This window comes from Micromonospora musae (assembly GCF_003626545.1).
Lineage (GTDB): Bacteria > Actinomycetota > Actinomycetes > Mycobacteriales > Micromonosporaceae > Micromonospora > Micromonospora musae.
The window spans coordinates 80524-103587 of record NZ_RAZS01000013.1 but is presented as its reverse complement, the minus strand read 5'-3'; the positions used below and the strand labels follow the sequence as shown (position 1 = coordinate 103587).

Here is a 23064-nt window from a genome sequence, read left to right as displayed (position 1 = left end):
GGGAGAATCAGGTCGCCGGGAGCCAGGCGAGGCTCCGTCCGTTGGTGGGGTCGCTGGCCCGCAGGCCGGCGGCGGAGACGGTCCAGAGCGTGCCGTCGACCAGCACCGCCCGGTTGAGGGTTCCCTCGCCGACGCCCGGGTGGGTCACCTGCCCGAGCTCGCCGATGCCGGTGGCGGTCACCCGTAGCAGCCGTACGCCCCGGTCGACCGGCAGCGCGACCAGGCCGGTCTCCGGGTGGTACAGGAAGGCGTGCGGGTCGAACTCCACGGCCGACCAGGCGCGGGGCACGTGGTACCGGTCGAGCCGTAGCGGTCGGGCCGGATCCCGGACGTCGAAGAGCGAGACCTGCAGCCCCTGCGTACGACCCCGCCGGTCGGCCTCCTGCCCGACGCCGAGCAGCCGACCGTCCGGCAGCGGATGCAGGTACGCGGAGTATCCGGTGATCTTCAGTTCGCCGGTGACCCGAGGCTTCGTCGGGTCGGTCAGGTCCAGCGCGTAGAGCGGGTCGGTCTGCCGGAACGTCACCACGTAGCCGATGCCGCCGAGGAAGCGCACCGAGTGGATCCGCTCGCCGGGGCCCAGGCCGCTGACGGCGCCGACCTGCTGCAGCGTGCCGCCCTGCCGGCGCAGCACGTACACGGCGGACTCGGAGGTCGAGCGGCCGCGGGCGCCGTCGACGGTGGTGGCGACCCGCAGATCGCCCTGCCACTCGGAGAGCGCGTACTGGTTGACGAGCCAGCCGGGGACGCTGCCGCTGGCCAGGTATCGGGGCGGGCCCGGGTTCGCGATGTCGAACTGGTGGATCACCGTGCTCACCTCCGCCGGTCGCCCACCCCAGAAGTTCGGCCGGGGTCGGTCGACGGGGCGGCGCTCACCGGCGAGCCAGAGGCTGTTCGCGGTGCCGTAGAGCGTCGCGGCGTCGGCAGCGACGCTGACCGGGTCACCGTCGCCGATCCGCTCGGCGGCGAGGTCGAAGCTGAGCACCGTCACCAGCGAGGTGCCGGTGGCGTCGGCCGGTCGGCTCAGCCGCTCGCAGCCGACCCGCCCGTGGTGTCGCTCCTGGCCGGCGCTCCACTCGTACGCCGGCAGCCACGCGTCGATGGGGGCCGACGCGATCACCGAGCGGTTCGCGGCGATCCGCTCGGCGTCGCCGGCGCGCGGGTCGAGACGGAAGTCGAGTCGGGGGTCGGAGCGGACCGCGACCCGGGCCGTGGCGCCGCTCTGCCGCGCGTCGATCAGGGCGCCGTCGATCGAGTAGGTGCCGAGTACGGCGGGGGTCGTGGTGAGGTCCACGAGGGTCAGCCGGGTGCCCTCGCCCGTGGCCTGTTCATCGGCCGTGCGGAACCGCATCCCGCCGGGCCCGCTCAGCACCAGCGCCCGGTCGCGGTGCAGCAGCAGGCTGCGCTCCCGGTGCTGGTCCACCAGGTTGTCGTCGGCGAGGTCGAGCCGGCCGGTGGTTCGCCGGGTCGCCGGATCGGTCACCCGGAGTACGCCCTGGCTGATCGTCACGATCCGCCGGCCGTCGGTCTTGACCAGGTCCGGCTCGTCCGCCCCGACCTCGTGGACGTTGGTGGTGGAGTGCTCGGGCGCGGGCGCCGCTGCCACGTCGAGCCGAGCCTCTCCGGTGCCTGCCTTCGCGACCCAGGCGACGTCCCGGTCGTTCAGGCCCCACGGCCCGACGGCGGCGCCGGCGGCGGCGCGCAGCCCGGCAAGGGCCTCGCCGCACGACTCGTACCCCACCAGCCGGGTTTCGGGGGGCGCGGGCGCGGCTGGTGCGTCGGGGGCGGTGGGCGCGGCGGCGGGCGGGCCGCTGCCGGCGAGCAGGGCGAGCGCGGCCAGGGCACCGGCGGCGGCGAGGTGGGTTCCCCGTGTCATGGCCGTTCGACGGGCCGTCGTTCGTGCCGGTTCCCACCCGCACCGGCGAATCATGTCGTCGTCGCCCGCCCCGCCGCCCGGTGACGAGGGCGGCGGCCGCGGAGCCCGGGTCAGCCGGTGGACGGCCCGACGCCGGGGGACTCGACCAGCCGGGACAGCACGATGGTGCTGCGGGTCGAGGTCACGAACGACTCGGCGCGCAGCCGCTCCAGGGCGGCCTCCAGGTGGGCGATGTCTGCGGCGCGCAGGTGCACCAGCGCGTCGGCCTCGCCCGAGACGGTGTACGCGCCCACCACCTCGGGGTGCCGGCGGGCCGCCGCGCCGATCTGCGCCGGGGTCGTCCGTCCGGCGCAGAAGAGCTCCACGAACGCCTCGGTGGTCCAGCCCACGGCGGCCGGGTCGACGACGGCCGTGAATCCCCGGATCACCCCGGTGGCCCGGAGCCGATCGACCCGTCGCTTCACGGCGGGGGCGGAGAGTGACACCCGGGTTCCGATGTCGGCGTACGAGGCTCGGGCGTCGGCGACGAGCAACGCAATGATCCGCTGGTCTACGGCGTCTATCTGCAACGTTCCGCCCCTGGGAAGCAATATTTGTGGCTGTTACCAAACTTCTACGATACCTACTCTTGGTGACCGTGAACCACCAGCGAGTGCCGCGAAAGCGGACATACCTCATGTGCTCTCCGGAGCACTTCGCGGTCGAGTACGCCATCAACCCGTGGATGGACGTGACCGCTCCGGTCGACCCCGAGCTGGCCGTGAAGCAGTGGGACCGGCTGCGCGAGACTCTGGTGCAGCTCGGCCACGAGGTGCACCTGCTGACGCCCGAGCGGGGCCTGCCGGACATGGTCTACGCGGCCAACGGCGCCTTCGTGGTGGACGGCGTCGTCTACGGCGCGCAGTTCAAGCACGAGCAGCGGGCCGCCGAGGCCGCGGCCCACCGGGCCTTCTACGAGTCGCAGGGCTGGCGGTTCATCGCACCGAGCGAGACCAACGAGGGCGAGGGCGACTTCGCGTACGTCCCGGACGCGCACGGCGGGCTCGTCCTCGCCGGGCACGGGTTCCGCACCGAACTTCCGGCGCACGCCGAGGCGCAGGAGGCGCTCGGCCGCCCCGTGATCTCACTGCGCCTGGTCGATCCGCGCTTCTACCACCTGGACGTGGCGCTCGCCGCCATCGACGACGGCAACGTCGTCTACTTCCCGGGCGCCTTCTCGGCGGCCAGCCAGAAGGTGCTGGCCCAGCTCTTTCCCGACGCGGTGATCGCCGACGACGCCGATGTGATGGCCTTCGGGCTCAACCTGGTCAGTGACGGCCTGAACGTGGTGCTGAACAGCGAGGCCACCGGGCTCGCCGAGAAGCTGAAGGCCGCCGGCTACCACCCGGTGCCGGTAGAGCTGGCCGAGCTGAAGAAGGGCGGCGGCAGCGTGAAGTGCTGCATCGCCGAGCTGCGGCACTGAACGGCGCCGGTGCCCCCGCCCACGGGTGCGCCGATCGCCTCGGGCCGCGTGCCCGCGCACGAGCGAGGGGCCGGTCTCCGCACGGAGACCGGCCCCTCGGCGTACGAGTCGGCGCGGCGGCTCAACCGAGCGTGGCCAGCTCGCTGATCAGGACGTTCGACAGCACCTGACCGTCGCGCTGCACCTGACGCAGATACCACTTCTGCTGCGGCGTACGCGGCTGGTTGAACTGCCAGATCCCACGCGGACTGTCGATCTGCCCGAGCTTGCCGAGCGCCAGGTTGACTTCCTGCGAGCTCGGGTTGGCACCGGCCAGCTGGATGGCCTGGTGCAGCACCTGGGCGGCGTCGTACGAGGCCATGGCGTAGGTGGTCGGCGAGACGTGGAGCTTCTTGCGGTACTCGGAGGCGAAGACCCGGTTGGCCGTGTTGCTGAGGTCGGCCGAGTAGTTCAGCGCGGTCTGGATGTTCAGCGCGTCGTTCTTCATGTTCTCCAGGGCGGTTCCCTCGGTGAGGAAGCCCGGGGCGTAGACGGGGCCCTTGTAGCCCGCCTGGCGCAGCTGCTTGATGAACTCGACCCCGGCCTCACCGGTGAAGAAGCAGAGGATCGCGTCGGGGTTCTCGTCGAGCGCCTTGCCGATGTCCTGGGTGTACGCGTTCTTGCTGGGGTTGGCGGCGGCGGTGGTCCAGATGGCCCGGCCGGCGATGCGCGGGTCGGTGGAGCCGAACTCCTCCCGGAAACCGCGCTCGACGTCCTCCCCGCTGACGCTGTCCGGCATGATGATCGCCAGCCGGGAGCCGGGCCGCAGTCGGCTCTTCAGGTAGCCGCCGAGCGCCCGTCCCGCCTCGTCCAGCACGTACGAGGTCCGCCAGATGTAGACCACGCTCTGCAGCGTGCTCGGCGAGGCGTTCGAGCCGATGAGCGGCACCCGGGCCTTCTCGACGGTGTCCCGGATGCCCAGCATCACGGCGGAGTTGACCACGCCGGTCAGCGCGAGCACGCCCTGGTGCAGCAGCTCGTCGACGGCGGCCTTGCCGGACCTGGCGTCGTCCCCCTCGTCGGCGGTGATCAGCGTGACGGGGTGCCCGCCGAGCCGCTGCTCGTTCAGGTCGAGGAAGAGCTGGAAACCGTTGACGATCTCGTCGCCGATCGCCTTGAGGCCGCCGGCCTTGGGGGCGATGAGACCGATCTTGATCGGCTCCCCGGTGCTACCCGATTCGCCTCCGTCGGGGTCGTTGCCGCACGCCGCGACTAGCCCGGTGGTGCCGAGCGCGGCCAGGAGTTGGAGCGCCCGTCGGCGGTTCATCTGCGGCACCGAATCCTTCCAGCAGGGTTGGAGGGCGCGTCGCCCCTCCGGCGTTCTACCTGGTCGGCGACGCTGCGTCAATCGGCCGCTGATCTTCTTCGAGTGATCGCAGTGCGGCGGCCACCGTTGGCCAGGCTGCGGACTCGGGGTCGATAAGCCCGAAATGCTCGCACTCACTCAGCTCAAAGTAGGCGATTCCGGAGCCCGCCAGCCGGGCGGCCGCCACGAAGTCGCGACTCATGCGCACCGGCACTTGTTGATCCATCTCACCATGGACAACTACTGTGCGTGACCTGATAGGCACCAATGATCGTGGATCGGTCGCCGCGTACCGGTCGGGCACCTCGTCGGGCCCGCCACCGAGCAGCTCGGCCACCGCGCCGCCGTCGAGGTCCAGCCGGTGCGCCTCGACGAGGTCCGCCACCGGGGCCAGCGCCAGCACCCCACCCACCGTCTCCGGTGCCGTGGCGGCGACGTAGAGGGCCAGGTGCCCCCCGGCCGAGTGGCCGACGATCACCGGCGGGGCGGTGCTCACCCGGCCCGGCATCGCCGCGGCGGCCAGCCGGCGCAGCTCCGCCACGCCGACCAGCACGTCGGTGAGGGTGTTCGGCCAGCCGCCGCCCGGCTGACCCGTGCGCCGGTACTCGAGCTGCGCCACCGGACGGCCCGACGCGGCCAGGGCGGCGGCCAGTGGCCCGGTGTGCCGCCGGTCGTACTCGGCCCGCCAGAAGCCGCCGTGCACCACCACGACCAACCGTCGCGCGGGCCCGCCGCCCGCCGGCTCCCGGAGGTCCGCGATCTGGTCCGGGTGCTCCCCGTACGCCACGGTGTGGTCGGGATCCGGAGCGGGTCGGGTCAGGACGGCGCGCGGGTCGGCGGGCATGGCGCGACGGTAGCGCGCCCTGCGGGTGATCCGCGTCCGAGGAGTCGGTCCCGGCGAGCGTGGACCTTGTGCGCTGGGCCAAGATGGACCCCATGACCGAAGCGAGCGCCGCTGGACAGAACGACGAGCCGGGCCACGAGGACGCCCCCCACCCCGGCACCGTGGTGGTGGTCGGCCCCGACGGCCGGCCGGTCGGCACCGTGCAGACCGACGAGGGGCAGGGGGAGGATCCGACCCGCCTGGTCGAGCAGCCCGCCAAGGTGATGCGGATCGGCAGCATGATCAAGCAGCTGCTGGAGGAGGTCAAGGCCGCCCCGCTCGACGACGCCAGCCGGCACCGGCTGCGCGAGGTCCACGAACGTTCGATCGTCGAGCTCAAGGAGGGGCTCGCCCCTGAGCTGCGCGAGGAGCTGGAGCGGCTCTCGCTCCCCTTCACCGAGGAGGGCGCGCCGAGCGAGAGCGAACTCCGTGTCGCGCACGCGCAGCTGGTCGGCTGGCTGGAGGGTCTCTTCCACGGCATCCAGGCGGCGCTGGTCGCGCAGCAGATGGCGGCCCGGGTGCAGCTGGAGCAGATGCGGTCCGGCCGCGCGCTGCCGAGCGGTCCCGGTGCGGTGGCGCCGGGCATGCCGGGCATGGGGCAGGGCGGCGAGGGACACAGCACCGGCCAGTACCTCTGAGCCGACGGGCCGCGCCCGGCGCGCGCCGGCGGGACGGAACGGGTCGGGCCGTGACGCGAAGTCACGGCCCGACCCGTCAGCCCAGGTCGAAGACCTTCTCCAGGTACGCCGCGACGCCATCCTCGGTGTTCGGGGCGGTCACCTCGTGCGCGATCCGCAGCACGGCGGGGTGCCCGTTGGCGACCGCGACCGCCCGACCGGCCCAGGTGAGCATCGGTACGTCGTTCGGCATGTCGCCGAAGGCCACCACGTCCCGGGCGTCGATGCCGAGCCGGGCGCAGTACCAGGCCAGGCCCGCCGCCTTGGTCACGCCGGCAGCGGAGATCTCCACCAGCCCCGAGTACGACGAGTGGGTGGCCTCGGCCAGCCCCTGCAGGGCCGCGGCCACCAGCTCGACGAACGCGTCCGGGTCCTGCTCGCCGGCTCTGGCGAGCAGCTTCACCGCCGGTGCCGCCAGCAGCTCCTCCGGAGACTCCACGGCGCGGATCGCGTCGTGGTCGGCGTCCCAGCGCAACGGGTAGTGCGTCTCGTGCCGCATCTGCCGGCTGTCGGTGACCTCCACGGCGAAGGTCACCCCGGGCACCTCGGCCCGCAGCCGCCGGGCCACCTCGGCCAGCAGCTCCGGTGCCAGGGGGTCGGCCCGCAGCACCTCGTCGCCGGCCGGGTCGTACACCACCGCGCCGTTCGCGCAGATCGCCGGCAGCGGCTCCGCCAGCTGTTCGTACACCAGCTTGAGCCAGCGGACCGGCCGGCCGGTGACCAGCACCACGGGCGTGCCCGACGCGGCGATCCGGGCCAGTACGGAACGGGTACGCGGGCTCACCGTCCGGTCCTCCCGGAGCAGGGTGCCGTCGATGTCGGTGGCGACGAGCCGAGGGGTCTCTTCCATCACCGGGACAGTAGTCGGTCCAGGTAGACCGCGACCCCGTCGTCGTCGTTGCGCAGGGTGACCTCGTCGGCGGCGGAGCGCACCGCCGGGTGGGCGTTGGAGACGGCCACCCGGGACCAGCCGGCCCACTCGAACATCGGCAGGTCGTTCGGCTGGTCGCCGAAGACCAGTACGTCGCCCGGGTCGACGCCGAGGGTCTGCGCCACCACGGCGAGCCCGGTCGCCTTGTCCACCCCGGGCGGGCAGATCTCCACGAAACCGAGCCCGGCCTGAGTGAGCGTGGCCACCTCCGCGGGGACGATCCGGCGGGCGACGTCGAGCAGCTCGTCCACGTGGTGGTCGGCGGTCCGGGCGAACGCCTTGATCACGTCGGTGGCGAGGCACTCCGCGCGGGTACGCGCCTCGAACCGGTCCTGATACGGCCAGCTCGGGTGGTAGTCGCCCCAGAGCGGGGCGTCGTGCTCGTCGGACGCCTCGACCATCACGGTCAGCGGGCCGACCTCGGCCTCCAGGTCGGCCAGGAGCCGGGCGAGCACCTCGGCGGGGAGCCGCTCGTCACGCAGCACCACCGGGCCGGCCGGGTCGCTCTGGTCGACCACGCGACCGCCGCCGGCCATCACCAGGAAATCGGCGGCGCGGATGTCGTTGCGGGTCAGTTCGGTCAGCCGCGGACCGCGGCCGGTGGCCCCGACCACCGGGATCCCGGCGGCGCGCACCCGGTCGAGCACCCCGTGGGTGTACGCGGAGACGGTGTCGTCGCTGCGGACGAGTGTGCCGTCGAGATCGGTCGCGATCAGCTTGGGCAGTCCCGGGCGGGTCATCGTTCCTCCTTCGCCCGCCGCCGCCGCAACCAGCCGTTTCAGTGGTCGATCGTCGACCCGGAGTGACGGCGGGCAGCAACCGTACCTCGCGGAACGGGGCGCAACCATGGCTTCCAGGCGAATCGGATGCCAATCCCCGGCACACCCCCGGTGGCGCCCGCTCCCCGCCGGAACCCGTACCGCCGTACGGTTGGCCGGTGGTGGCACCCGACTGGCCGGCGGCCGAACCGATCGAGACGGACCGGCTCGTGCTGGAACCGCTGCGGGTCGAGCACGCCGAGGAGATGGCCCCCCTCCTGCACGACGAGCGGCTGCACGAGTTCATCGGCGGTGAACCGGTCGACCTGGCGCGGCTGCGCACCCGGTACGCGCGGCAGGTGGTCGGGCACTCGCCGGACGGGGTGCTGGGCTGGCTGAACTGGATCGTCCGGCATCGCCGCAGCGGTCGTGCCGTGGGCACCGTGCAGGCGACCGTCCGGCTGGACGGCGACGACCGGATCGCCGAGCTGGCCTGGGTCGTCGCCGTGCCCGAGCAGGGCCGCGGGTACGCCGTCGAGGCCGCCCTGGGCATGGCGGGCTGGCTCGACCGGCAGGCGGTGCGGAGGCTGATCGCCCACGTCCACCCCGACCATCGCGCCTCGGCGCGGGTCGCCGAGCGGCTCGGCATGCACGCCACCGGTGTGCTGGTCGACGGCGAGCTGCGCTGGGCCACGCGCTGACGGCCGCTCCGACCCGGCCTCAGCTCGGCGATTCCGGGCGGGCGAACGGAACTGTCGGCTGCACTGTCAGATCGGTCGGCGGCGGAGCCTCGTCCGGTTCGTCCCGATCGGGCCGGCGGCGTCGCCCGAACACCGGCGGGGGTGCGGCGTCGTCGTCCAGCGCTGCGGCGTTCGGGGAGAGGTGCAGCGCCACGCCGAGCAGTACGCAGGCGACGAAGGCCATGCTGAGGCCCCGGCCGTACTCGATCCGTAGGCCCGCGTCCGGGCTGTAGAAGAGACGCCGGGTCGACTCGTCCAGCTCGAACGCGGCGGCGGCCACCAGGACCAGCAGCGCCCCGGCGAGGGCGAGTCCCAGCACTCGGGCGTTCGGCCGGACGGCCGGGGTGCCGCGCAGCGCCAGCGCCACCGTGCCGACCAGCACGAGCAGGCCGACCAGGTAGCCGACCCCGAAACCGTTGACGTCGGCCACTCCGGCGGGAACCTCGAGTGGACCGTCGCGCCCGCCCTCCGGCAGGGTCATGACGACCCACTCGCCGACCAGCGAGCCGACGGCGGCCACCGCACCCAGCCCGGCGACCAGCGGCGGAAGTCGGCGATCCCGCCCCAAGCCGGCGAGCGAGCGTCGGGGCCGCTCCGGCGCCTCGGGCTCGGCCGTGCCCCACTCGATGACGGCCATGCCGTCCCGGTCGTCCTGTCGTTGGATGGGAAGCTCTCGGGACATCCGCCATCCTTCCCGCGGTCGCGCGACTGGTCGAATAATGGCACAGGGGACGACCGGTGACGGGGATCGCACGCTGGCCGTCGGCGGAGCCCGTCGCAGGCGGATCGGCTTTCCGATAGCGTCGGACCATGCCTATCCGTACCGCTTCCGCACGTTGGCAGGGCAACCTCACCGAGGGGTCCGGCACGATCCGCACCGGCAAGGGCGGCTTCCAGGGGAACTACTCGTTCAAGTCGCGCTTCGAGGAGGGGGAGGGCACCAACCCCGAGGAGCTGATCGGCGCCGCGCACGCCGGCTGCTTCTCGATGGCCTTCTCCAAGGCGCTCGCCGACGCCGGCTCGACGGCCACCTCGGTCGAGACCACCGCCAAGGTGCACCTGGACAAGACCGATGCCGGCATGACCGTGACCCGGATCGAGCTGGAGACCGTCGGCGAGGTGCCCGGCATCGACGAGGCGGAGTTCCAGAAGCTCGCCGAGGCCGCCAAGGCGAACTGCCCGATCTCCCGCCTGCTCTCCCCGGGCGCCGAGATCACCCTCACCGCCCGCCTCTCCTCCTGACAGCTCGTTGAGCGCGCGTTCACGGAGAGAGCCCTCGGCCGGCCCACGGGCGGCCACCCTCTCCGTGAACGTGCGTCGATCTCGACCGACCGGGCGCGACACGGCGTCGGGCAGAATGGCGGGGTGCCGGTGGAGATGAGCCGCGAGCGCTTCGAGGAGCTGGTCGGCGACGCGCTCGACGAGGTGCCCGAGGAGCTGCTCGGCCTCATGAGCAATGTCGTGATCCTGGTCGAGGACCACCCGCCGCCGGGCGAGGACGACCTGCTCGGCCTCTACGAGGGGCACGCGCTCACCGATCGGGGCTGGGACTACGCCGGGGTCCTGCCCGACCGCATCTTCATCTACCGCCACCCGATCCTGCGGATCTGCGAGGACGAGGAGGACGTCGTCGACGAGGTCGCGGTCACCGTGGTCCACGAGATCGCCCACCACTTCGGCATCGACGACGAGCGACTGCACGCGCTGGGCTGGGCCTGACCCGGCCGTTCGGCTCCGCGACAGGCGATCGAGCCGCCGATCACAGGCCGACCGGTCCGCCGGCCCGTCGTTGCGACGGTCCCCTACCGTCGTGGCAGGCGTTGCGATCTCAGGAGGCACTACATGCGCAGCTCGCTCTTCTCCGCCGAGAACCTGGAGCAGGAGTCCGCGCAGCCCGGCATGCGGCTGCAGAACTCCAAGTTGTTGAAGATCGAGCTCAACGGGGAGGCGATGGCCCGGGTCGGGTCGATGGTCGCCTACCAGGGGAACGTGCAGTTCCAGGCGCTCGGCTCCGGCGGGCTCGGCAAGTTCCTCAAGCAGAAGCTCACCGGCGAGGGCGTGCCGCTCATGAAGGTCACCGGCCAGGGTGACGTCTTCCTGGCCGAGCTGGCCAAGGACGTGCACATCATCGACCTGGAGCCCGGCGATGCGCTCTCCATCAACGGATCGAGCGTGCTGGCCTTCGACTCCACCCTCCAGTACGACATCCGCATGGTCGGCGGCACCGGGATGGCCGCCTCCGGCCTCTTCAACTGCGTCTTCAGCGGCCACGGCCGGATCGCGATCACGACCCGGGGCACCCCGGTGGTCCTCAACGTCGACCAGCCCACCTACGTCGACCCGCAGGCCGCGGTCTGCTGGTCGGCCAGCCTCCAGACCGGCTACCACCGGGCCGAGCAGCTCGGCCTCGGCACGCTGCTCGGCCGGCGTACGGGTGAGGCGTTCACGATGAGCTTCGCCGGCCAGGGCTTCGTCGTGGTGCAGCCCTCGGAGGAGCCGCCCGTGATGGGCAGCGGCGCGCAGGAGCAGCAGGGCGGTCTGCTCGGCGGTCTGCTGAGCTGACGGCACCCGGGGCGCGCCGGTCGAGCTCAGCTCACCGGCGCGCCACCGTGTCGGCTCAGCTCAGCTCGCCGGTGCGCAACCGGGCCAGCCAGGCGCTCGCGTCGGTGTAGTCGGCGTCGGAGAGACCGGGCGGCGGCGGCACCGGGCGCTCACCGCCCGTCTCCAGCCAGCGGTGTCGGGGGTACGAGCCGAGGAAGTGCACGGCGGCGCAGACCCGGCGCAGGCCCTGCAACGCCTCGCCCAGCCGAACGTCCGCCACGTGCCCCGTGCAGTCGAGGAAGAAGACGTAGCGGCCGAGCGCCTCCCCGGTCGGCCGGGACTCGATGCGGGTCAGGTTGACCCCGCGTACGGCCAGCTCCATCAGCACCGACAGCAGCGCGCCCACCCGGTCGTGTGCGATGTAGACCGCCAGCGACGTGACGTCGTCCCCGGTCGGCGGCGGGGGTGGGCCGGGGCGGGACACGAGCGCGAAGCGGGTCACCGCGTCAGGGTGGTCGGCGATCTTGTCGGCCAGTACGGCCAGCCGGTGGCGGGTGGCGCCGATCGGGGCGCAGATCGCGGCGTCGTACTCGCCGGTGGCGGCGCCCGCGGCCGCGGCTCCGTTGGAGAGCACGTCGACCACCACAGCGTCGGGCAGGTTGGCGCGCAGCCAGTTCCGGCACTGGGTGGAGGCCTGTGGGTGGGCGGCGACCGTGCCGATCGCGTCCGGTTCGGTGCCGGGACGCGCGCCGAGCACGAACTCCACGGGCAGGATCACCTCGCGGGTGATCACCAAGGGCTCCCCCTCGGCCAGTTCGTCGAGGGTCACCCCGACCGCCCCACCGATCGAGTTCTCCAACGGCACCAGCGCCGAGTCGGCCTCCCCGGCCCGTACGTTCTCCAGCGCCTCTCCCACGCTGCGGGCGGGCGTACGGCTGCCGCGTTCGGCGGCCGGGATGGTACGCAACGCCTGCTCGGCGAAGGTGCCCTCGGGGCCGAGGTAGACGAAACGGGTCGGCGGAGTTCCTGGCATGCCGACCAGCCTACGCACCCGGTATGCCCACCGTGCCGTTGTCGCAGGCCAAGGTCCGGATGCCGGGCGGGGCGACCACCCGCACCTCGGCGTTGCACACGTCCGTGCCGGCGGTCACCAGCTGCGGTGCGGCCGGCCGGCCCCGGGTGACGACCTGGAGCTCCTCGTGCCCGGTCACTTCGAGCACCGTGTACTGCCAGTCGGCGGCGCAGAGCGGCCCGGTGTCGACCTTGACCCGGACGCCGTCGGGGAGCACTGCGGCGCCGCCCCGCAGCACGTTGATGACCCGCTCGCCGGTCGGCCCGCCGCGGCACGGCGTCGCCACCAGCCCGGCATCGGCCGACGGGGACGACAGGCCCGGCGTGGTCGACGGCAGGCCGGTGGCCGGCGGTGCCGGTGCGGTGGGGACCGACGTCGGCGCCGACGGTGCGCCCGGCGAGCTGGGCGACTCCGACTGGTGCAGCTCGGGCGGCACGCCGCAGCCGGCCACCGCCAGGGCGGTCAGCACGGCCACCACGGCGCGGGCTCGCCGGCCCGGTACCGTCGCGGGAGCGCTGAGATGGGCGGCCACGCCGAGCCGGGCCGGCCGTCCGGTGGGTACGGTCGCGCGCGTGCCGGCCCGGACCGGGCGGAGGACCGGGAGGCCCGGACTGCTGCCCGGAGGCGTCGGGTCGACGGTTGGAGGCGCGGTGTGACGGGGCGGGGTGGGCGGCACGGGCCGATCCTGGGGGCTGCGGGGACGTTACGGCCGGGGTGGCCGAGCCCATCGTAGGAGCATCGGCGGCGTTGGTGAAGTCAACCGAGCAGGCGGTGCCCGGCCCGCTCCAGCGCGGCGGTCGCCTCGCCGAGGCGTACCGCCGGGACCAGCAGGTAGTCGGTGTCGAAGGTGGAGAAGGCGACCGCGCTCACCCGGGCGCCGGCGAGCGGATCGACCAGGGCGGCGAGCGTGCCGCCGACGGCCACGTCCTCCGGCGCGCCGACCCGCAGGCAGCGCCACGCGGTCTCCAGCACGGCCTGGGCGGGCGCGCGATCCATCGGGCAGATCACCGAGATCCCATCAGCGGTCCAGCTCACCGTCACCACGTCCGTGGCGCCGAGCCCACCCGACAGCGCGGGCGGCAGGGCGGAGCCGGCGGCCATCCGGCACACGGCGTACTCCCCCGGCAGCAGAGCGATATCGAGCATGAGGGCACCTTACGGCCTCGACCGGTGGTGGACCCGGCTTTGCCGCGTGCGGCGAAAGCCAGACGTTGTCGCAGCTCAGACCGGCGAGAAGAAGGTCAGCGAGCCGGCCACCGCGCCGTCGGTGAAGACCGGAGTGGAGATGGCGTCCACCGTACAGACCGGGGCCTTCGGAGTGGTCGCCTGCACCCGGAGCAGGCCCCGCGCCAGCCGACCGGAGGAGAGCGCCAGCAGCGGAGGAATCTTGTCGATCTCCTGTTGGGTGAGCTCGCCGCGGTTCGCCGTGAAGTCGAGCAGACGCAGCCCGCCGTCGAGCATCGGCAGCCCGATCACGGCCTCCGGCTCGCCGAGGCTGAGGAGTTCGCACGTCGCGGTGGAGATCGCCATCACGTTGGTGTCGGCGTCGATCAGCAGGCACGGCTCGTCGGCGTTGGTGACCGTCGAGGACCATCGCTCGAAATTGTCGAGCTCCGGCTCTGTCGAGGCCCGTCCCGCCGGCACGAACACTTCGGAGAGCGAGAGTTCGACGTGGGCCACCGAGCCTCCTATGTACACCGACGGACTGTCCACGCTAGCCGGTCGGCGACCGCGCCCCGGCCACCGACCGCCGCTGCGCGAGCAGAGCTGGTGATCGATGGCCGCGGCGCGGACCCGCGGCGCCGGTGACTACCGGCCCACGAGACGTCGCCGAAGACGTTACCGACGGTTCGCCGGCTTGTCAGCGGCCATTCGGCCGTCCTCGTACCACCGGTAGTCGGCCACCGGGCGGTACGTGCCGTTCAGCCAGGTGGCCGGGTGCTGCGCCACGCGGGAGAGCTTCTCGGCGGTGGCCGGGCTGATCCGGTTGCCACCGGCCACGAGCAGCCGATCCAGCTCGCGATGGGTGGCCATGAGGCAGTCCTTGGGCAGGCCGTAGACGCTGATGACGCCCGAGCCGACGAAGGTCAGCACCGGTGTCACCGGGATCTGCAGGCCCACCGCGTCGGAGAGCGCCTTGCCCGCCCGCCTGGCGTCCCGGCGGGCCTCGGCCACGTACGGCGGCCGCTTGCCGTTGATCTGGACCACGTCGCCGGCGACCAGCACCCGGGCTCGGCCGTGGTCGGCCACGGTGACCGCGAAGAGACCGCTCGGCCCGATGGCGAGGAACCCGGCGCGCTCGTCGTGCCCCCGGTCGAGCAGGTCGTCGGCGGCGTCGGTGCGGGGCCAGTCGATGACGTGCCACGCCGGCCCGAGATGGTCGAGTTGACCGACGGCGCGGGCTCCCGCCGCCTCCAGGCGTCGGGCACCACGCTCCGCCCGCCGACGGCGGGCCCACTCGAACGGTGTGGGGCGGACCGGTTCGAGTAGCCCGGGTGGCTCCACTCGGGGATGCGGCACCGTGCCAGGCAGCGCCCGGGTGGTGGGTGCGGCCCGGCGAGCGGGAAAGACAGTCATCGCGACCTCCGGCAAAAGGTCCCTCGAAGTTATGTCCCCACTACCCTACGTTGACCCTCCGGGGGCTCGGCAAGGTGGAGCGCCGGAGTGACTGTGGATGAATGCCATATTCACCCTCAGTTCTTTTCCCGGATGCCGCCAAACCCTGCCCTACGCTGCCAAGGGTGACCCACTACGTGGACAGCGAGGTCGGTCGGCTGGGCACCGTGCTCCTGCACCGTCCCGGCCCGGAACTCGCCCGCCTCACCCCCCGCAACAACGACTCGTTGCTGTTCGACGCGATCCCCTGGGTGGGGCGCGCCCAGGAGGAACACGACGCCTTCGCGGCCGCGCTGCGCGAGCGCGGGGTGGAGGTGCTCTACCTCGCGACCCTGCTCGCCGAGACGCTCGCGGTGGCCGACGCGCGCGCCGAACTCACCGATCAGGTGCTCGACTCGCCCCGGCTGGGCGACAGTCTGCGTGCCCGCGTCGCCGACCACCTGGCGTACCTGGACCCGGCGGCCCTCGCCGACGTGCTCATCGCCGGCCTCGCCCACGAGGAGCTGCGGATCAGCCCGGAGCGGCCGGGCGGGCTCGTCTACACGCTGATGGACCGGCACGACTTCGTCATCGAGCCGCTGCCCAACCTGCTCTTCACCCGGGACTCCTCGCTCTGGATCAGGGACCGGGTCGGGGTGACCAGCCTCGCGATGCCGGCCCGCCGCCGGGAGAGCACCCTGACGAACGCCATCTACCGCCACCACCCCCGCTTCGCGGGTACGGAGTTCGTCTACCGGCCCGGGCTGGAGCACCTGGAGGGCGGCGACGTCCTGCTGCTCGCCCCCGGTGTGCTCGCCGTCGGGGTGGGCGAGCGGACCACGCCCGCCGGCGCGGAGCGGCTCGGCCGGCAGGTCTTCGCCGCCGGGCTGGCGCACACCATCCTGGTGGTGCCGGTCGCGCAGGAGCGCGCCACCATGCACCTGGACACCGTCTGCACGATGGTCGACGTCGACGCCGTGCTGATGTACCCGAACGTCGCCGACGCGCTCTCCGCGTACACCGTGATCGCCGGCGCCGACGGCGAGGACCCGCGGGTGGACGGCCCGGCGCCGTTCCTGCGGGCCGCCGCGGACGCCATGGACATCGACCAGCTCCGGGTCATCGACACCGGGCTGGATCCGGTCACCGCCGAGCGCGAGCAGTGGGACGACGGCAACAACACCCTCGCCCTCGCGCCGCGGCTCTGCGTCGGCTACGAGCGCAATGTGGAGACCAACGCGCAGCTGGAACGGGCCGGCATCGAGGTGATCCCGATCGCCGGCTCGGAGTTGGGCTCCGGCCGGGGCGGACCGCGCTGCATGTCCTGTCCGATCGTCCGCGACCCGCTGCGACGCTGACCGCCGTGCCTCGCTCTCCCGCACAAAAACACGGAAAGAGTGGTCATTCCTTCGGGAATGACCACTCTTTCCGTGAACGAGGCGGTGCGGGGGACCGGCGGGTCAGCGCAGGGTGAGCTGCCGGCCGAGCAGCCCCTGCCGGGCGCGGCGGCCGGCGGCGTCCAGCGGGGCGGTGTCGGCGAGCGCTTCGGCGTACCGCTTGGCGAACTGTGCCACCGGCTCCTCCCACTCGGCGGCGGGGGTCCGCTCGGGCAGGTCCCAGACCGGCACCAGCCGGCCGTGTGCCCGGAACATGCCGGCGAACCGCGTGTCGTCGCCGAGCGGCAGCGTGCCGGCCGCGCCGAGCCGGGCCAACGCGTTCAAAGCGGTGTCCTCGTCCTCCGGCAGCACCCAGCGCACGTGCGCCTTCTCCGGCACCTGACACCAATACGCCGCCTTCGCGGCGTTCAGTCGCACCGTCGGGTAGATCGCGGCGTTGGCCCGCTCCAGGGACGCCTGCACGTTCGCGTCCTCGGTCGCACCCGGGTCGAGCCAGAACTCGAACCCGTCGTGCATGCTGATCTCCAGCGGCCCGTCGACCAGGAGGTCCTGCAGCCGGGCGCCGGGCCCGGGCAGCGGCGGCACCGACACCGGCTCGCCCGGCTCCGCCCGCAGGGCGCAGAGCAGCGCCTCGGCGAGGTCGCGCGAGACGTCGCCGGACTGGTCGTGCCGCTGCAGCCCGACGAGCACCCGCCCGTCGGGCTTCGTCATGGCGGGCGCGGCCAGCGGCAGCACCGTGGCCAGGGTCACCTGACGCTCACCGAACTCCTCGACCAGGGCGGGGGCGAGCCGCAGCGGCGCGGACGCGGCCGGTACCAGCTCGCGCAGCGCGATCCACTCGGGCTCGTCGACGAGCCCCTCGAAGGGGCGCGGTACGAAGATGTCGCGCACCTTCTCGCGCTTCGGGGTGGTCTCGGCGGCCCGCTGGCTCTTTCGACGCTTGCTCACGGCGAGACAGCCTAGAGGCCCGACGGGACCGCCGGGGGGAGGACCCGCCCCGGGCGGGGGCCGGCGGGCGGCCGGTCGCGGCTCGATCGGGGGCCGCGGACCACCGGGACGGAACGAGGGCTCAGCCGGCGACGACGAGATCGGCCACCGCCGGCTCGAACTCGGCCCACACGCTCTGCCCGAGCCCGTCCTGCTCGACTCCCCACCGGCTGGAGAGGCCCGCGACGATGTGCAGCCCGCGCCCGTCGGCGGCGTCCGGGCTCGCCGCCCGCATCCGCGGGCCCTCGGCGGCACCGCCGTCGGTGACCCGTAGCTGGACGTGCGGGGCGTCGACCGGGCCGCGCAGCCGCCAGGCGACCCGCACCACCCCGCCGGGCAGCGGACGGGCGTGCCGGACGGCGTTGCCCACCAGTTCGGCGAGTACCGCGACCAGATCCGCCAGGAGGGTGGGTTGCACCAGGCCGGTCAGCTCGTCGGCGAGCCGGTGCCGGGCCAGCCGCGCGCCGCTGGCGTGGTGGGGGACCACCACGCACCAGGCCCGTTCGCCCTTTCCCGTCGCCACCGTCGCCCCTTCGTGCCCCGTGCCGTCGCCGGTCATCCGCGCAGCAGTCGCACCTCTGCGACCGTACCGCCACCGGCCCTCGGTCTGAGGGATACCCATCCATTCTGCTGTTCAACGATCCGGCGGACGAGATAGAGACCGAGCCCCGCCCCCGGATAGCCGCGGCGGTCCCCGGACTCGCCCTGCCAGAACCGGTCGAAGGCCCGCTCGACATGCTCCGGCCGGATGCCGATGCCCCGGTCGCTGACCCGGAACGCGACCATTTGACCGTCCGGCCTGGCGCTGATCTCGATGCGGCTGCCCGGCGCGGAGTACTTGCCGGCGTTCGTGGCCAGCTCGGTCAACACGGTGGCGAGGCTCGGCCGGTGACCGAGCGCCTTGGGCAGGTCGACCGGCAGATCGAGGGCGAGCCGGGAACGCAGCTCCGCGGGGAGATCGCCGGCCGCGGCCCGCAGCGCGTCGCCGAGGTCGAAGGGGGCGGGGGGCTCGTCGCCGGGTCCCGCCTCGGCGGCGGAGGAGAGCAGCCGGTCGACCAGGCGGGCCAGCTCGTTCGCCCGCTGACCGATCACCCGGGCGGCCTGCCGTCGGTCGGCGTCGGTCAGCGACTCCCAGTGGTCGGTCAGGGTGTCCGCGTACCCCTTGATCACGGTGACCGGGGTCCGCAGCTCATGGCTGGTCACCGCCACGAAGAGGTCGCGCTCGTGGTCGCGGCGCTGCTGGTCGGTGATGTCGCGGAACGTGACCACCCGCAGGGCGCCGGGACCGGGCACGTCGCCCGAGGTGATCCGCAGCCAGCGACCGTCCGGCAGGCGGTGGTCGAGCACCTGGCCGGACGGGGGGATCGGGAACGGGAGCGGTCGGCTGAGCGCCTGGGCGGCGGCCTGGCCGGTCACCTGCGCCGCCGCCGGGTTCCAGAGCCGTACCCGGCCGTCGCGGTCGACCACGGCGAGCCCGTCGGCGAGCGCCGCCACGACCGGGCCGTCGCCGTGCACCGGCAGCCCGGTCTGGTCGCCGTACATGTGCGCGATGCAGGAGGCGAGGTACGCGATCACGCCGTGGTGCTGGTCGTCCGGCTCGGTGGCGTCGTCGGCGTAGACGGCGTGCAGGCTGCCAACCGTGTGTCCGCCGATCTCCGCCCGGGAGACGACCATTCGGCGCAGGCCCCGGTCGGCGAGCTCGCCGGGGAACGCACCGGCGAGCCGGTCGGCCCGCAGCTGCTGCACCCGGGGACCGGAGAGCAGGCAGACGGTGACCGGGTCGTCGGCGGGCAGCGGGCGGCCCACGGTCCACTCGGTGGCGCCGGTCGCGGAGATCACCCGCCCGCCGGTCGGGCCGAACTCGACGAACGCCATGCCGGCCGCGCCGAGCGCCGGCTGGGCCACCCGGAGGAGTTGGGTGAGGACGGGCAGTCCGGCGTCACCGGAGTTGATCATTTCGATCACCACGGTGTGCCCCGCGATGAGAGCGGCGAAATCGATGCGCTCCGGCATGTCCCGAGTCTGCCCCGCCGGCCCGGATTTGGGCACCCCCGCGTACCCCCGGCCGAACCGTCCGAACACCTCGCCCGGGCGGGGTCAGCGTCCGAGACGGGCCAGGGTCTGGGCGGGCCGGTCGGTGATGATGCCGTCCACCCCGGCGGTGAGGACGAGGTCCAGGTCCTCCGGCTGGTTGACGGTCCAGACGTACACCTGGTTGCCGGCGTCGTGCAGCGCCCGCAGCAGTTGGGGGCGTTCCCGCACCAGCGCGATGCCCGGTCCGGCGATGCGGGTGCCGAACGGCAGGCGGCCGAGCCGCAGCCAGCGCGGCAGCACCTCGAGCAGGAGCACGGTGGGCAGGGCGGGGGCGAGGTCCCGGATCCGGCGTACGGCCAGCGGCGCGAACGACATCACGGTGACCTGGACCGGGTCGTCCGGCGTCGGCTCGGTCAGCCCGTAGCGGCGCAGTAGCGCGACCAGTCGCCGTTCGACGTCGCGGCCGTAGCGGGACGGGTGTTTCGTCTCGACCAGCAGCCGGACCGGCCGGCCGGCGGCCAGCACCGCGTCGAGCAGCCGCTCCAGAGTGAGCAGCCGGGTGTGCGACTCGTCCGGCGGCTCGTCCCCCTCGCCCGGTACGCAGCCCGGATGCCAGGAACCGAAGTCGAGCTCCTCCAACTGGGCGAGGGTGCGGGCGCTCACCAGGCCGTGGCCGTTGCTGGTGCGGTCCAGCCGCCGGTCGTGCACGCAGACCAGGTGCCCGTCGCGGGTCAGCCGTACGTCGCACTCCAGCCCGTCGGCGCCCTCCGCCAGCGCGCGCAGGTACGCCGCGAGGGTGTGCTCGGGCAGGTCGTGCGAGGCACCGCGGTGCGCGAAGACCAGGGGTTGTTCGCCCATCCCGGCCGCCTAGAGGGTGTTTGAGAAGGCTCGCCCATCGCGAGCCGGACCGGCGCAGTAGGGCATGGTCTTCTCGAACATCCTCTAGAGCACCCGGCCCGGCTGTCCGTCCTCGCCGACCACCGGCCGCCCGGCGGCGGCCCACTCGCCCATGCCGCCGGCCACGTTGCGCACCTGGTCCCAGCCGTTGCGGGAGAGGTAGGCGACGACCTGGGCGGAGCGGCCGCCGGAGCGGCAGATGACGGCCACGTCCCGATCGGTCGGCACCTCGGAGATCCGGGCCGGCAGCTCCGTCATCGGCAGGTGGTGGGCGCCGGGCGCGTGGCCGGCGGCCCACTCGTCGTCCTCGCGGACGTCGAGCAGGTAGGTGTCGTCGGCGATCTGGGGCACGGTCACGGTGGGTACCTGGGGTCCGAACACGGCTACCAAGCCTAGAACCTCGCGGGGTCGATCGCTGCGGTCCGGGCCATCGGCATCGTCACAGCCGTACGACCCAGCGCGGATTGGCCTGGGTCCAGTTCGGCATCCGGGTGCCCCGGACGGCGTCGAAGAGGCCGTTCCCGCCGTTCTCCAGCACCACGTACGAGACCTCGTCGATGGTCTGCGAGTGCGACGGCACCTGCACTCCGCGCAGCGCGTTCGCGGGCAGCCCGCGCAGGGCGAGGAGCAGGTCCTCCAGGGCGACTCCGTTGGTGTCCACCGTCAGTGAGCTGCCGACGGCCCGGATCACCTGGTCGAGCTTGATCGGGTTGGTGCGCAGCCGCGTCTCGCCCGCCCGGTCCAGCATCGCCCGGAGCAGCTGCTGCTGGTGGCGCTGCCGGTCGTAGTCGCCGCCCGGCAGGTCGTAGCGCTGCCGGACGTAGTCCAGCGCCTCGGCGCCGTTCATCTGCCGGCAGCCGGGGCTGAACACCCGGTCCGTATGGATCGAGCGAACCTCGCGTTCCACGCACATCCGGACTCCGCCCAGCAGGTCGACCACCTTCCGGATGCCGGAGAAGTCGACGAGGGCTGCGCCGTCGAAGCGGATCCCGGTGAGCCGGGTCAGCGTGGCCGAGAGCAGTTGGGCGCCGGGCTCGCCACCTCGACCGTGCTCGTACGCCGCGTTGATCTTGTCCTCGCCTCCGGCGTAGCCGCTCCCGGCGGGGATCGCGACGAGCAGGTCCCTGGGGATGGAGACCAGGTACGCCTCCCGCAGTCCGGTCGGCACGTGCACGATGAGTATGGTGTCGGCGCGTTGTTCGGTGGTGTTGTCCCCCGGTCGGCGATCGGTGCCGATCAGCAGGTAGTTGAGCGGCCCGTCCAGGTCGGGACGATCGTTGCGGGACCCGGCGTCGAGCAGCTGCTCCTTGATCACCGTGCGGTCGTACCGGTCGGTGAGCGCCTGGAGCCCGAAGACGGTGACCCCGGCCAGCACCACGAGGGTCAGGCCGACCCCCAGCAGGATGCGAGGCCAGCGGGCGCGGTGCGGCCGGATGGCCGTGTGCGCCTCGGTCCGCTCCTCGCCGTCCCCGCCCGACCTGGACGTGGCCCCTCCCCGTCGCCGATTCGTGAGTTCTCCTCACGATCAGGCTACGGGTGGGGCCACGTCCGATCGGTCCGTTTCGCGGATCCCGCCCGGATCACTTCCGGTTCGAGATGACTTCCGGGTGGTAGAAGACGTACTGGGCGAGCCGGTCCTCCTTGACCGCCTTGAACATCTCCAGCGAGTCGTCGCTCAGCTCCTCGCGGCCGCTGTCGTTGCCGTTGAAGGTGCCGGCGTTCGTCTTGAGCATGATCAGCTCGTTCCCCGTCACGCCGCGCATGGTGAAGACGAAATTCTCGATCTTGGCGCCGCCGGTGTCGAGCACGAACGCCTTGCCGGCGGCCTTGATCAGCTGCTGGAGCTTGAGCGGGTTGGTCAGCATGCCCTTGTCGGTCGCCTTGCGGGCCATCGCCTTGATCAGCTGCTGCTGGTTGGCCTGCCGGTCGTAGTCGCCGTTCGTGAGGGTCTTGCGCTGCCGGGCGTAGTCCAGCGCCGCCCAGCCCTCCATCTCCCGGCAGCCCTTCTTGTGCACCACCGGCTTCATCTGCTTACCGGTCTTCTTGGCGTCCGCGTTCCACATCGGCTTGCCGTCCACGTACGACATGTGGATCGACTCGACCTCCTGCTTGACGCAGATCCGGACCGTGCCGAGCGTGTCGATCACGTTCTTGAAGCCGCCGAAGTTGATGATCGCGCCACCGTCGAAGCTCACCCCGGTGAGCTCCTTGATGGTCTTCGCCATCATCTGGGCGCCACCCTCCCAGCCGCCGCCGTTGCGGGCGCCGATCTGGAAGGCCGCGTTGATCTTGTCGGTGCCGCCGTTCCAGCCGGCCTTCTTGTTCTCCGGGATGTGCGCCTCGGTGTCCCGCGGGATCGAGATCAGGTAGGCCTGGTCGTGCGTGGCGGGGATGTGCAGGATGATGATCGAGTCCGACCGGACGTCGTCGGCCGCCCAGCGCTCCCGCGCGTCCACGCCGAGCAGCAGCATGTCGATCGGACCGTCCAGGCTCGCGCCGCCCTCGGCGTCGGTCTTGCCGGCGTCGCCGAGCAGGTTGCGCTGAGCGATCTCGCCGGTCGCCTGGTTGATCAGGGCCTTGCTGCCGACGATCGCAACGCCGCTGGTCAGCATCAGCACCGCGCCGAACACGACGGTGAGGCGGGCCCAGAGCGGATCCTTGCGCCGGGTGCGCTTCTTCTTGGGCGCGATCGGGTCGCCCGGGCGACCGCGGGCCTGGGAGGGGATGGCCGCGGAACCGCCGGCAGGCGGACGAGAGCGATCCAGCGACGGAGGGCGACGGCTGGTCTGAACCGGCATGCGTGCTCCAGCTCGCGTTATCAGGGGGCGAGAACACTGTACGGACACTTTGCGGTCATGGCGAGTTCGTC

General features: G+C 72.8%; 26 protein-coding genes. 7 read left to right on the top strand and 19 right to left on the bottom strand.

Annotation, left to right across the window (positions count from 1 at the left end):
- Nucleotides 1-7: 7 nt before the first annotated feature.
- Nucleotides 8-1876, bottom strand: coding sequence for a beta-propeller domain-containing protein (locus tag D7147_RS28105; protein ID WP_120682988.1), 1869 nt, complete (start codon nucleotides 1874-1876; stop codon nucleotides 8-10).
- A 110-nt stretch (nucleotides 1877-1986) separates the two neighbouring features.
- Nucleotides 1987-2445, bottom strand: a complete 459-nt coding sequence (locus D7147_RS28100) for an Lrp/AsnC family transcriptional regulator (RefSeq protein ID WP_120682986.1) — start codon at nucleotides 2443-2445, stop codon at nucleotides 1987-1989.
- A gap of 59 nt (nucleotides 2446-2504) precedes the next feature.
- On the opposite strand from D7147_RS28100, the gene ddaH reads away from it, so the two are divergent.
- Nucleotides 2505-3338 (top strand): dimethylargininase, encoded by an 834-nt coding sequence (gene ddaH, locus D7147_RS28095; protein ID WP_407663394.1) that lies wholly within the window; start codon nucleotides 2505-2507, stop codon nucleotides 3336-3338.
- A 121-nt stretch (nucleotides 3339-3459) separates the two neighbouring features.
- On the opposite strand, the gene D7147_RS28090 is transcribed toward ddaH, so the two are convergent.
- Together D7147_RS28090 and D7147_RS28085 are read right to left on the bottom strand one after the other, a co-directional pair.
- Nucleotides 3460-4653 carry an ABC transporter substrate-binding protein gene (locus D7147_RS28090; protein ID WP_120682982.1) on the bottom strand — a complete coding sequence of 398 codons (1194 nt, stop codon included), beginning with the start codon at nucleotides 4651-4653 and terminating at the stop codon, nucleotides 3460-3462.
- A gap of 46 nt (nucleotides 4654-4699) precedes the next feature.
- Nucleotides 4700-5527 carry an alpha/beta hydrolase family protein gene (locus D7147_RS28085; RefSeq protein ID WP_120682981.1) on the bottom strand — a complete coding sequence of 276 codons (828 nt, stop codon included), beginning with the start codon at nucleotides 5525-5527 and terminating at the stop codon, nucleotides 4700-4702.
- 83 nt (nucleotides 5528-5610) lie between these two features.
- Between D7147_RS28085 and D7147_RS28080 the strand changes: the two genes are divergently transcribed.
- The gene (locus D7147_RS28080; protein WP_120683182.1) at nucleotides 5611-6204 is read left to right on the top strand and encodes a bacterial proteasome activator family protein; all 594 of its coding nucleotides are present in this window, start codon (nucleotides 5611-5613) and stop codon (nucleotides 6202-6204) included.
- 76 nt (nucleotides 6205-6280) lie between these two features.
- On the opposite strand, the gene D7147_RS28075 is transcribed toward D7147_RS28080, so the two are convergent.
- The gene (locus D7147_RS28075; RefSeq protein WP_120682979.1) at nucleotides 6281-7093 is read right to left on the bottom strand and encodes an HAD family hydrolase; all 813 of its coding nucleotides are present in this window, start codon (nucleotides 7091-7093) and stop codon (nucleotides 6281-6283) included.
- The gene (locus tag D7147_RS28070) at nucleotides 7093-7914 is read right to left on the bottom strand and encodes an HAD family hydrolase (protein ID WP_120682977.1); all 822 of its coding nucleotides are present in this window, start codon (nucleotides 7912-7914) and stop codon (nucleotides 7093-7095) included. Before D7147_RS28070 ends, D7147_RS28075 begins: the two co-directional genes overlap by 1 nt.
- A 197-nt stretch (nucleotides 7915-8111) precedes the next feature.
- Between D7147_RS28070 and D7147_RS28065 the strand changes: the two genes are divergently transcribed.
- Nucleotides 8112-8633, top strand: coding sequence for a GNAT family N-acetyltransferase (locus D7147_RS28065; protein ID WP_233563528.1), 522 nt, complete (start codon nucleotides 8112-8114; stop codon nucleotides 8631-8633).
- Between the two features lie 19 nt (nucleotides 8634-8652).
- Here D7147_RS28065 and D7147_RS28060 read toward each other — a convergent pair whose 3' ends face one another.
- A complete protein-coding gene (locus D7147_RS28060) occupies nucleotides 8653-9354 on the bottom strand; it encodes a hypothetical protein (protein WP_120682975.1) in 702 nt (233 codons plus the stop codon).
- A 128-nt stretch (nucleotides 9355-9482) separates the two neighbouring features.
- Here D7147_RS28060 and D7147_RS28055 point away from each other — a divergent pair, with 128 nt between their 5' ends.
- The 3 genes from D7147_RS28055 to D7147_RS28045 all read left to right on the top strand — a co-directional run bounded on the left by D7147_RS28055 (nucleotide 9483) and on the right by D7147_RS28045 (nucleotide 11234).
- On the top strand, nucleotides 9483-9914 hold the full coding sequence (locus D7147_RS28055) for an OsmC family protein (protein WP_120682973.1): 432 nt from the start codon (nucleotides 9483-9485) through the stop codon (nucleotides 9912-9914).
- A 129-nt stretch (nucleotides 9915-10043) separates the two neighbouring features.
- Entirely contained in the window at nucleotides 10044-10391 is a 348-nt protein-coding gene (locus D7147_RS28050) for a metallopeptidase family protein (protein WP_199716735.1), read from the top strand.
- A 123-nt stretch (nucleotides 10392-10514) separates the two neighbouring features.
- The gene (locus tag D7147_RS28045; protein WP_120682971.1) at nucleotides 10515-11234 is read left to right on the top strand and encodes an AIM24 family protein; all 720 of its coding nucleotides are present in this window, start codon (nucleotides 10515-10517) and stop codon (nucleotides 11232-11234) included.
- Between the two features lie 55 nt (nucleotides 11235-11289).
- Here D7147_RS28045 and pheA read toward each other — a convergent pair whose 3' ends face one another.
- The 5 genes from pheA to D7147_RS28020 all read right to left on the bottom strand — a co-directional run bounded on the left by pheA (nucleotide 11290) and on the right by D7147_RS28020 (nucleotide 14862).
- Nucleotides 11290-12246, bottom strand: coding sequence for a prephenate dehydratase (gene pheA / locus D7147_RS28040; RefSeq protein WP_120682969.1), 957 nt, complete (start codon nucleotides 12244-12246; stop codon nucleotides 11290-11292).
- Between the two features lie 10 nt (nucleotides 12247-12256).
- Complete coding sequence (locus D7147_RS28035) at nucleotides 12257-12763, bottom strand: hypothetical protein (RefSeq protein WP_199734291.1); 507 nt, start codon at nucleotides 12761-12763, stop codon at nucleotides 12257-12259.
- A gap of 278 nt (nucleotides 12764-13041) precedes the next feature.
- Complete coding sequence (locus D7147_RS28030; RefSeq protein WP_120682967.1) at nucleotides 13042-13431, bottom strand: ACT domain-containing protein; 390 nt, start codon at nucleotides 13429-13431, stop codon at nucleotides 13042-13044.
- A gap of 75 nt (nucleotides 13432-13506) precedes the next feature.
- Nucleotides 13507-13965: a PAS domain-containing protein gene (locus D7147_RS28025; protein WP_120682965.1), complete on the bottom strand. Its 459-nt coding sequence runs from the start codon at nucleotides 13963-13965 to the stop codon at nucleotides 13507-13509.
- Between the two features lie 159 nt (nucleotides 13966-14124).
- Entirely contained in the window at nucleotides 14125-14862 is a 738-nt protein-coding gene (locus D7147_RS28020) for a hypothetical protein (protein WP_120683174.1), read from the bottom strand.
- Nucleotides 14863-15026: 164 nt separating this feature from the next.
- Between D7147_RS28020 and D7147_RS28015 the strand changes: the two genes are divergently transcribed.
- Complete coding sequence (locus D7147_RS28015; RefSeq protein WP_120682963.1) at nucleotides 15027-16238, top strand: arginine deiminase; 1212 nt, start codon at nucleotides 15027-15029, stop codon at nucleotides 16236-16238.
- A gap of 102 nt (nucleotides 16239-16340) precedes the next feature.
- Here the strand turns inward: D7147_RS28015 and D7147_RS28010 are convergent, their stop codons facing one another.
- The 7 genes from D7147_RS28010 to D7147_RS27980 form a co-directional block, all read right to left on the bottom strand.
- Entirely contained in the window at nucleotides 16341-17225 is an 885-nt protein-coding gene (locus tag D7147_RS28010; RefSeq protein WP_120682961.1) for a DUF5926 family protein, read from the bottom strand.
- Nucleotides 17226-17346: 121 nt separating this feature from the next.
- A complete protein-coding gene (locus D7147_RS28005) occupies nucleotides 17347-17823 on the bottom strand; it encodes an ATP-binding protein (RefSeq protein ID WP_120682959.1) in 477 nt (158 codons plus the stop codon).
- Nucleotides 17820-19277, bottom strand: a complete 1458-nt coding sequence (locus D7147_RS28000; RefSeq protein WP_120683172.1) for a PAS domain-containing sensor histidine kinase — start codon at nucleotides 19275-19277, stop codon at nucleotides 17820-17822. The genes D7147_RS28005 and D7147_RS28000 overlap by 4 nt, the downstream gene beginning before the upstream one ends.
- A gap of 84 nt (nucleotides 19278-19361) precedes the next feature.
- Entirely contained in the window at nucleotides 19362-20156 is a 795-nt protein-coding gene (locus D7147_RS27995) for a glycerophosphodiester phosphodiesterase (protein WP_120682957.1), read from the bottom strand.
- 84 nt (nucleotides 20157-20240) lie between these two features.
- Entirely contained in the window at nucleotides 20241-20576 is a 336-nt protein-coding gene (locus tag D7147_RS27990; protein ID WP_120682955.1) for a rhodanese-like domain-containing protein, read from the bottom strand.
- Nucleotides 20577-20634: 58 nt separating this feature from the next.
- A complete protein-coding gene (locus D7147_RS27985; RefSeq protein ID WP_120682953.1) occupies nucleotides 20635-21573 on the bottom strand; it encodes an LCP family protein in 939 nt (312 codons plus the stop codon).
- 202 nt (nucleotides 21574-21775) lie between these two features.
- Nucleotides 21776-22993: an LCP family protein gene (locus tag D7147_RS27980; RefSeq protein WP_120682951.1), complete on the bottom strand. Its 1218-nt coding sequence runs from the start codon at nucleotides 22991-22993 to the stop codon at nucleotides 21776-21778.
- Between the last annotated feature and the right edge of the window lie 71 nt (nucleotides 22994-23064).

Bases quoted from the DNA above. Each gene is read 5' to 3' on its own strand.
- D7147_RS28105 (WP_120682988.1), bottom strand. From the start codon at position 1,876: ATGACACGGGGAACCCACCTCGCCGCCGCCGGTGCCCTGGCCGCGCTC.
- D7147_RS28085 (WP_120682981.1), bottom strand. From the start codon at position 5,527: ATGCCCGCCGACCCGCGCGCCGTCCTGACCCGACCCGCTCCGGATCCC.
- D7147_RS28080 (WP_120683182.1), top strand. From the start codon at position 5,611: ATGGACCCCATGACCGAAGCGAGCGCCGCTGGACAGAACGACGAGCCG.
- D7147_RS28075 (WP_120682979.1), bottom strand. From the start codon at position 7,093: ATGGAAGAGACCCCTCGGCTCGTCGCCACCGACATCGACGGCACCCTG.
- D7147_RS28070 (WP_120682977.1), bottom strand. From the start codon at position 7,914: ATGACCCGCCCGGGACTGCCCAAGCTGATCGCGACCGATCTCGACGGC.
- D7147_RS28060 (WP_120682975.1), bottom strand. From the start codon at position 9,354: ATGTCCCGAGAGCTTCCCATCCAACGACAGGACGACCGGGACGGCATG.
- D7147_RS28055 (WP_120682973.1), top strand. From the start codon at position 9,483: ATGCCTATCCGTACCGCTTCCGCACGTTGGCAGGGCAACCTCACCGAG.
- D7147_RS28045 (WP_120682971.1), top strand. From the start codon at position 10,515: ATGCGCAGCTCGCTCTTCTCCGCCGAGAACCTGGAGCAGGAGTCCGCG.
- pheA (WP_120682969.1), bottom strand. From the start codon at position 12,246: ATGCCAGGAACTCCGCCGACCCGTTTCGTCTACCTCGGCCCCGAGGGC.
- D7147_RS28030 (WP_120682967.1), bottom strand. From the start codon at position 13,431: ATGCTCGATATCGCTCTGCTGCCGGGGGAGTACGCCGTGTGCCGGATG.
- D7147_RS28020 (WP_120683174.1), bottom strand. From the start codon at position 14,862: ATGACTGTCTTTCCCGCTCGCCGGGCCGCACCCACCACCCGGGCGCTG.
- D7147_RS28005 (WP_120682959.1), bottom strand. From the start codon at position 17,823: ATGACCGGCGACGGCACGGGGCACGAAGGGGCGACGGTGGCGACGGGA.
- D7147_RS28000 (WP_120683172.1), bottom strand. From the start codon at position 19,277: ATGCCGGAGCGCATCGATTTCGCCGCTCTCATCGCGGGGCACACCGTG.
- D7147_RS27995 (WP_120682957.1), bottom strand. From the start codon at position 20,156: ATGGGCGAACAACCCCTGGTCTTCGCGCACCGCGGTGCCTCGCACGAC.
- D7147_RS27980 (WP_120682951.1), bottom strand. From the start codon at position 22,993: ATGCCGGTTCAGACCAGCCGTCGCCCTCCGTCGCTGGATCGCTCTCGT.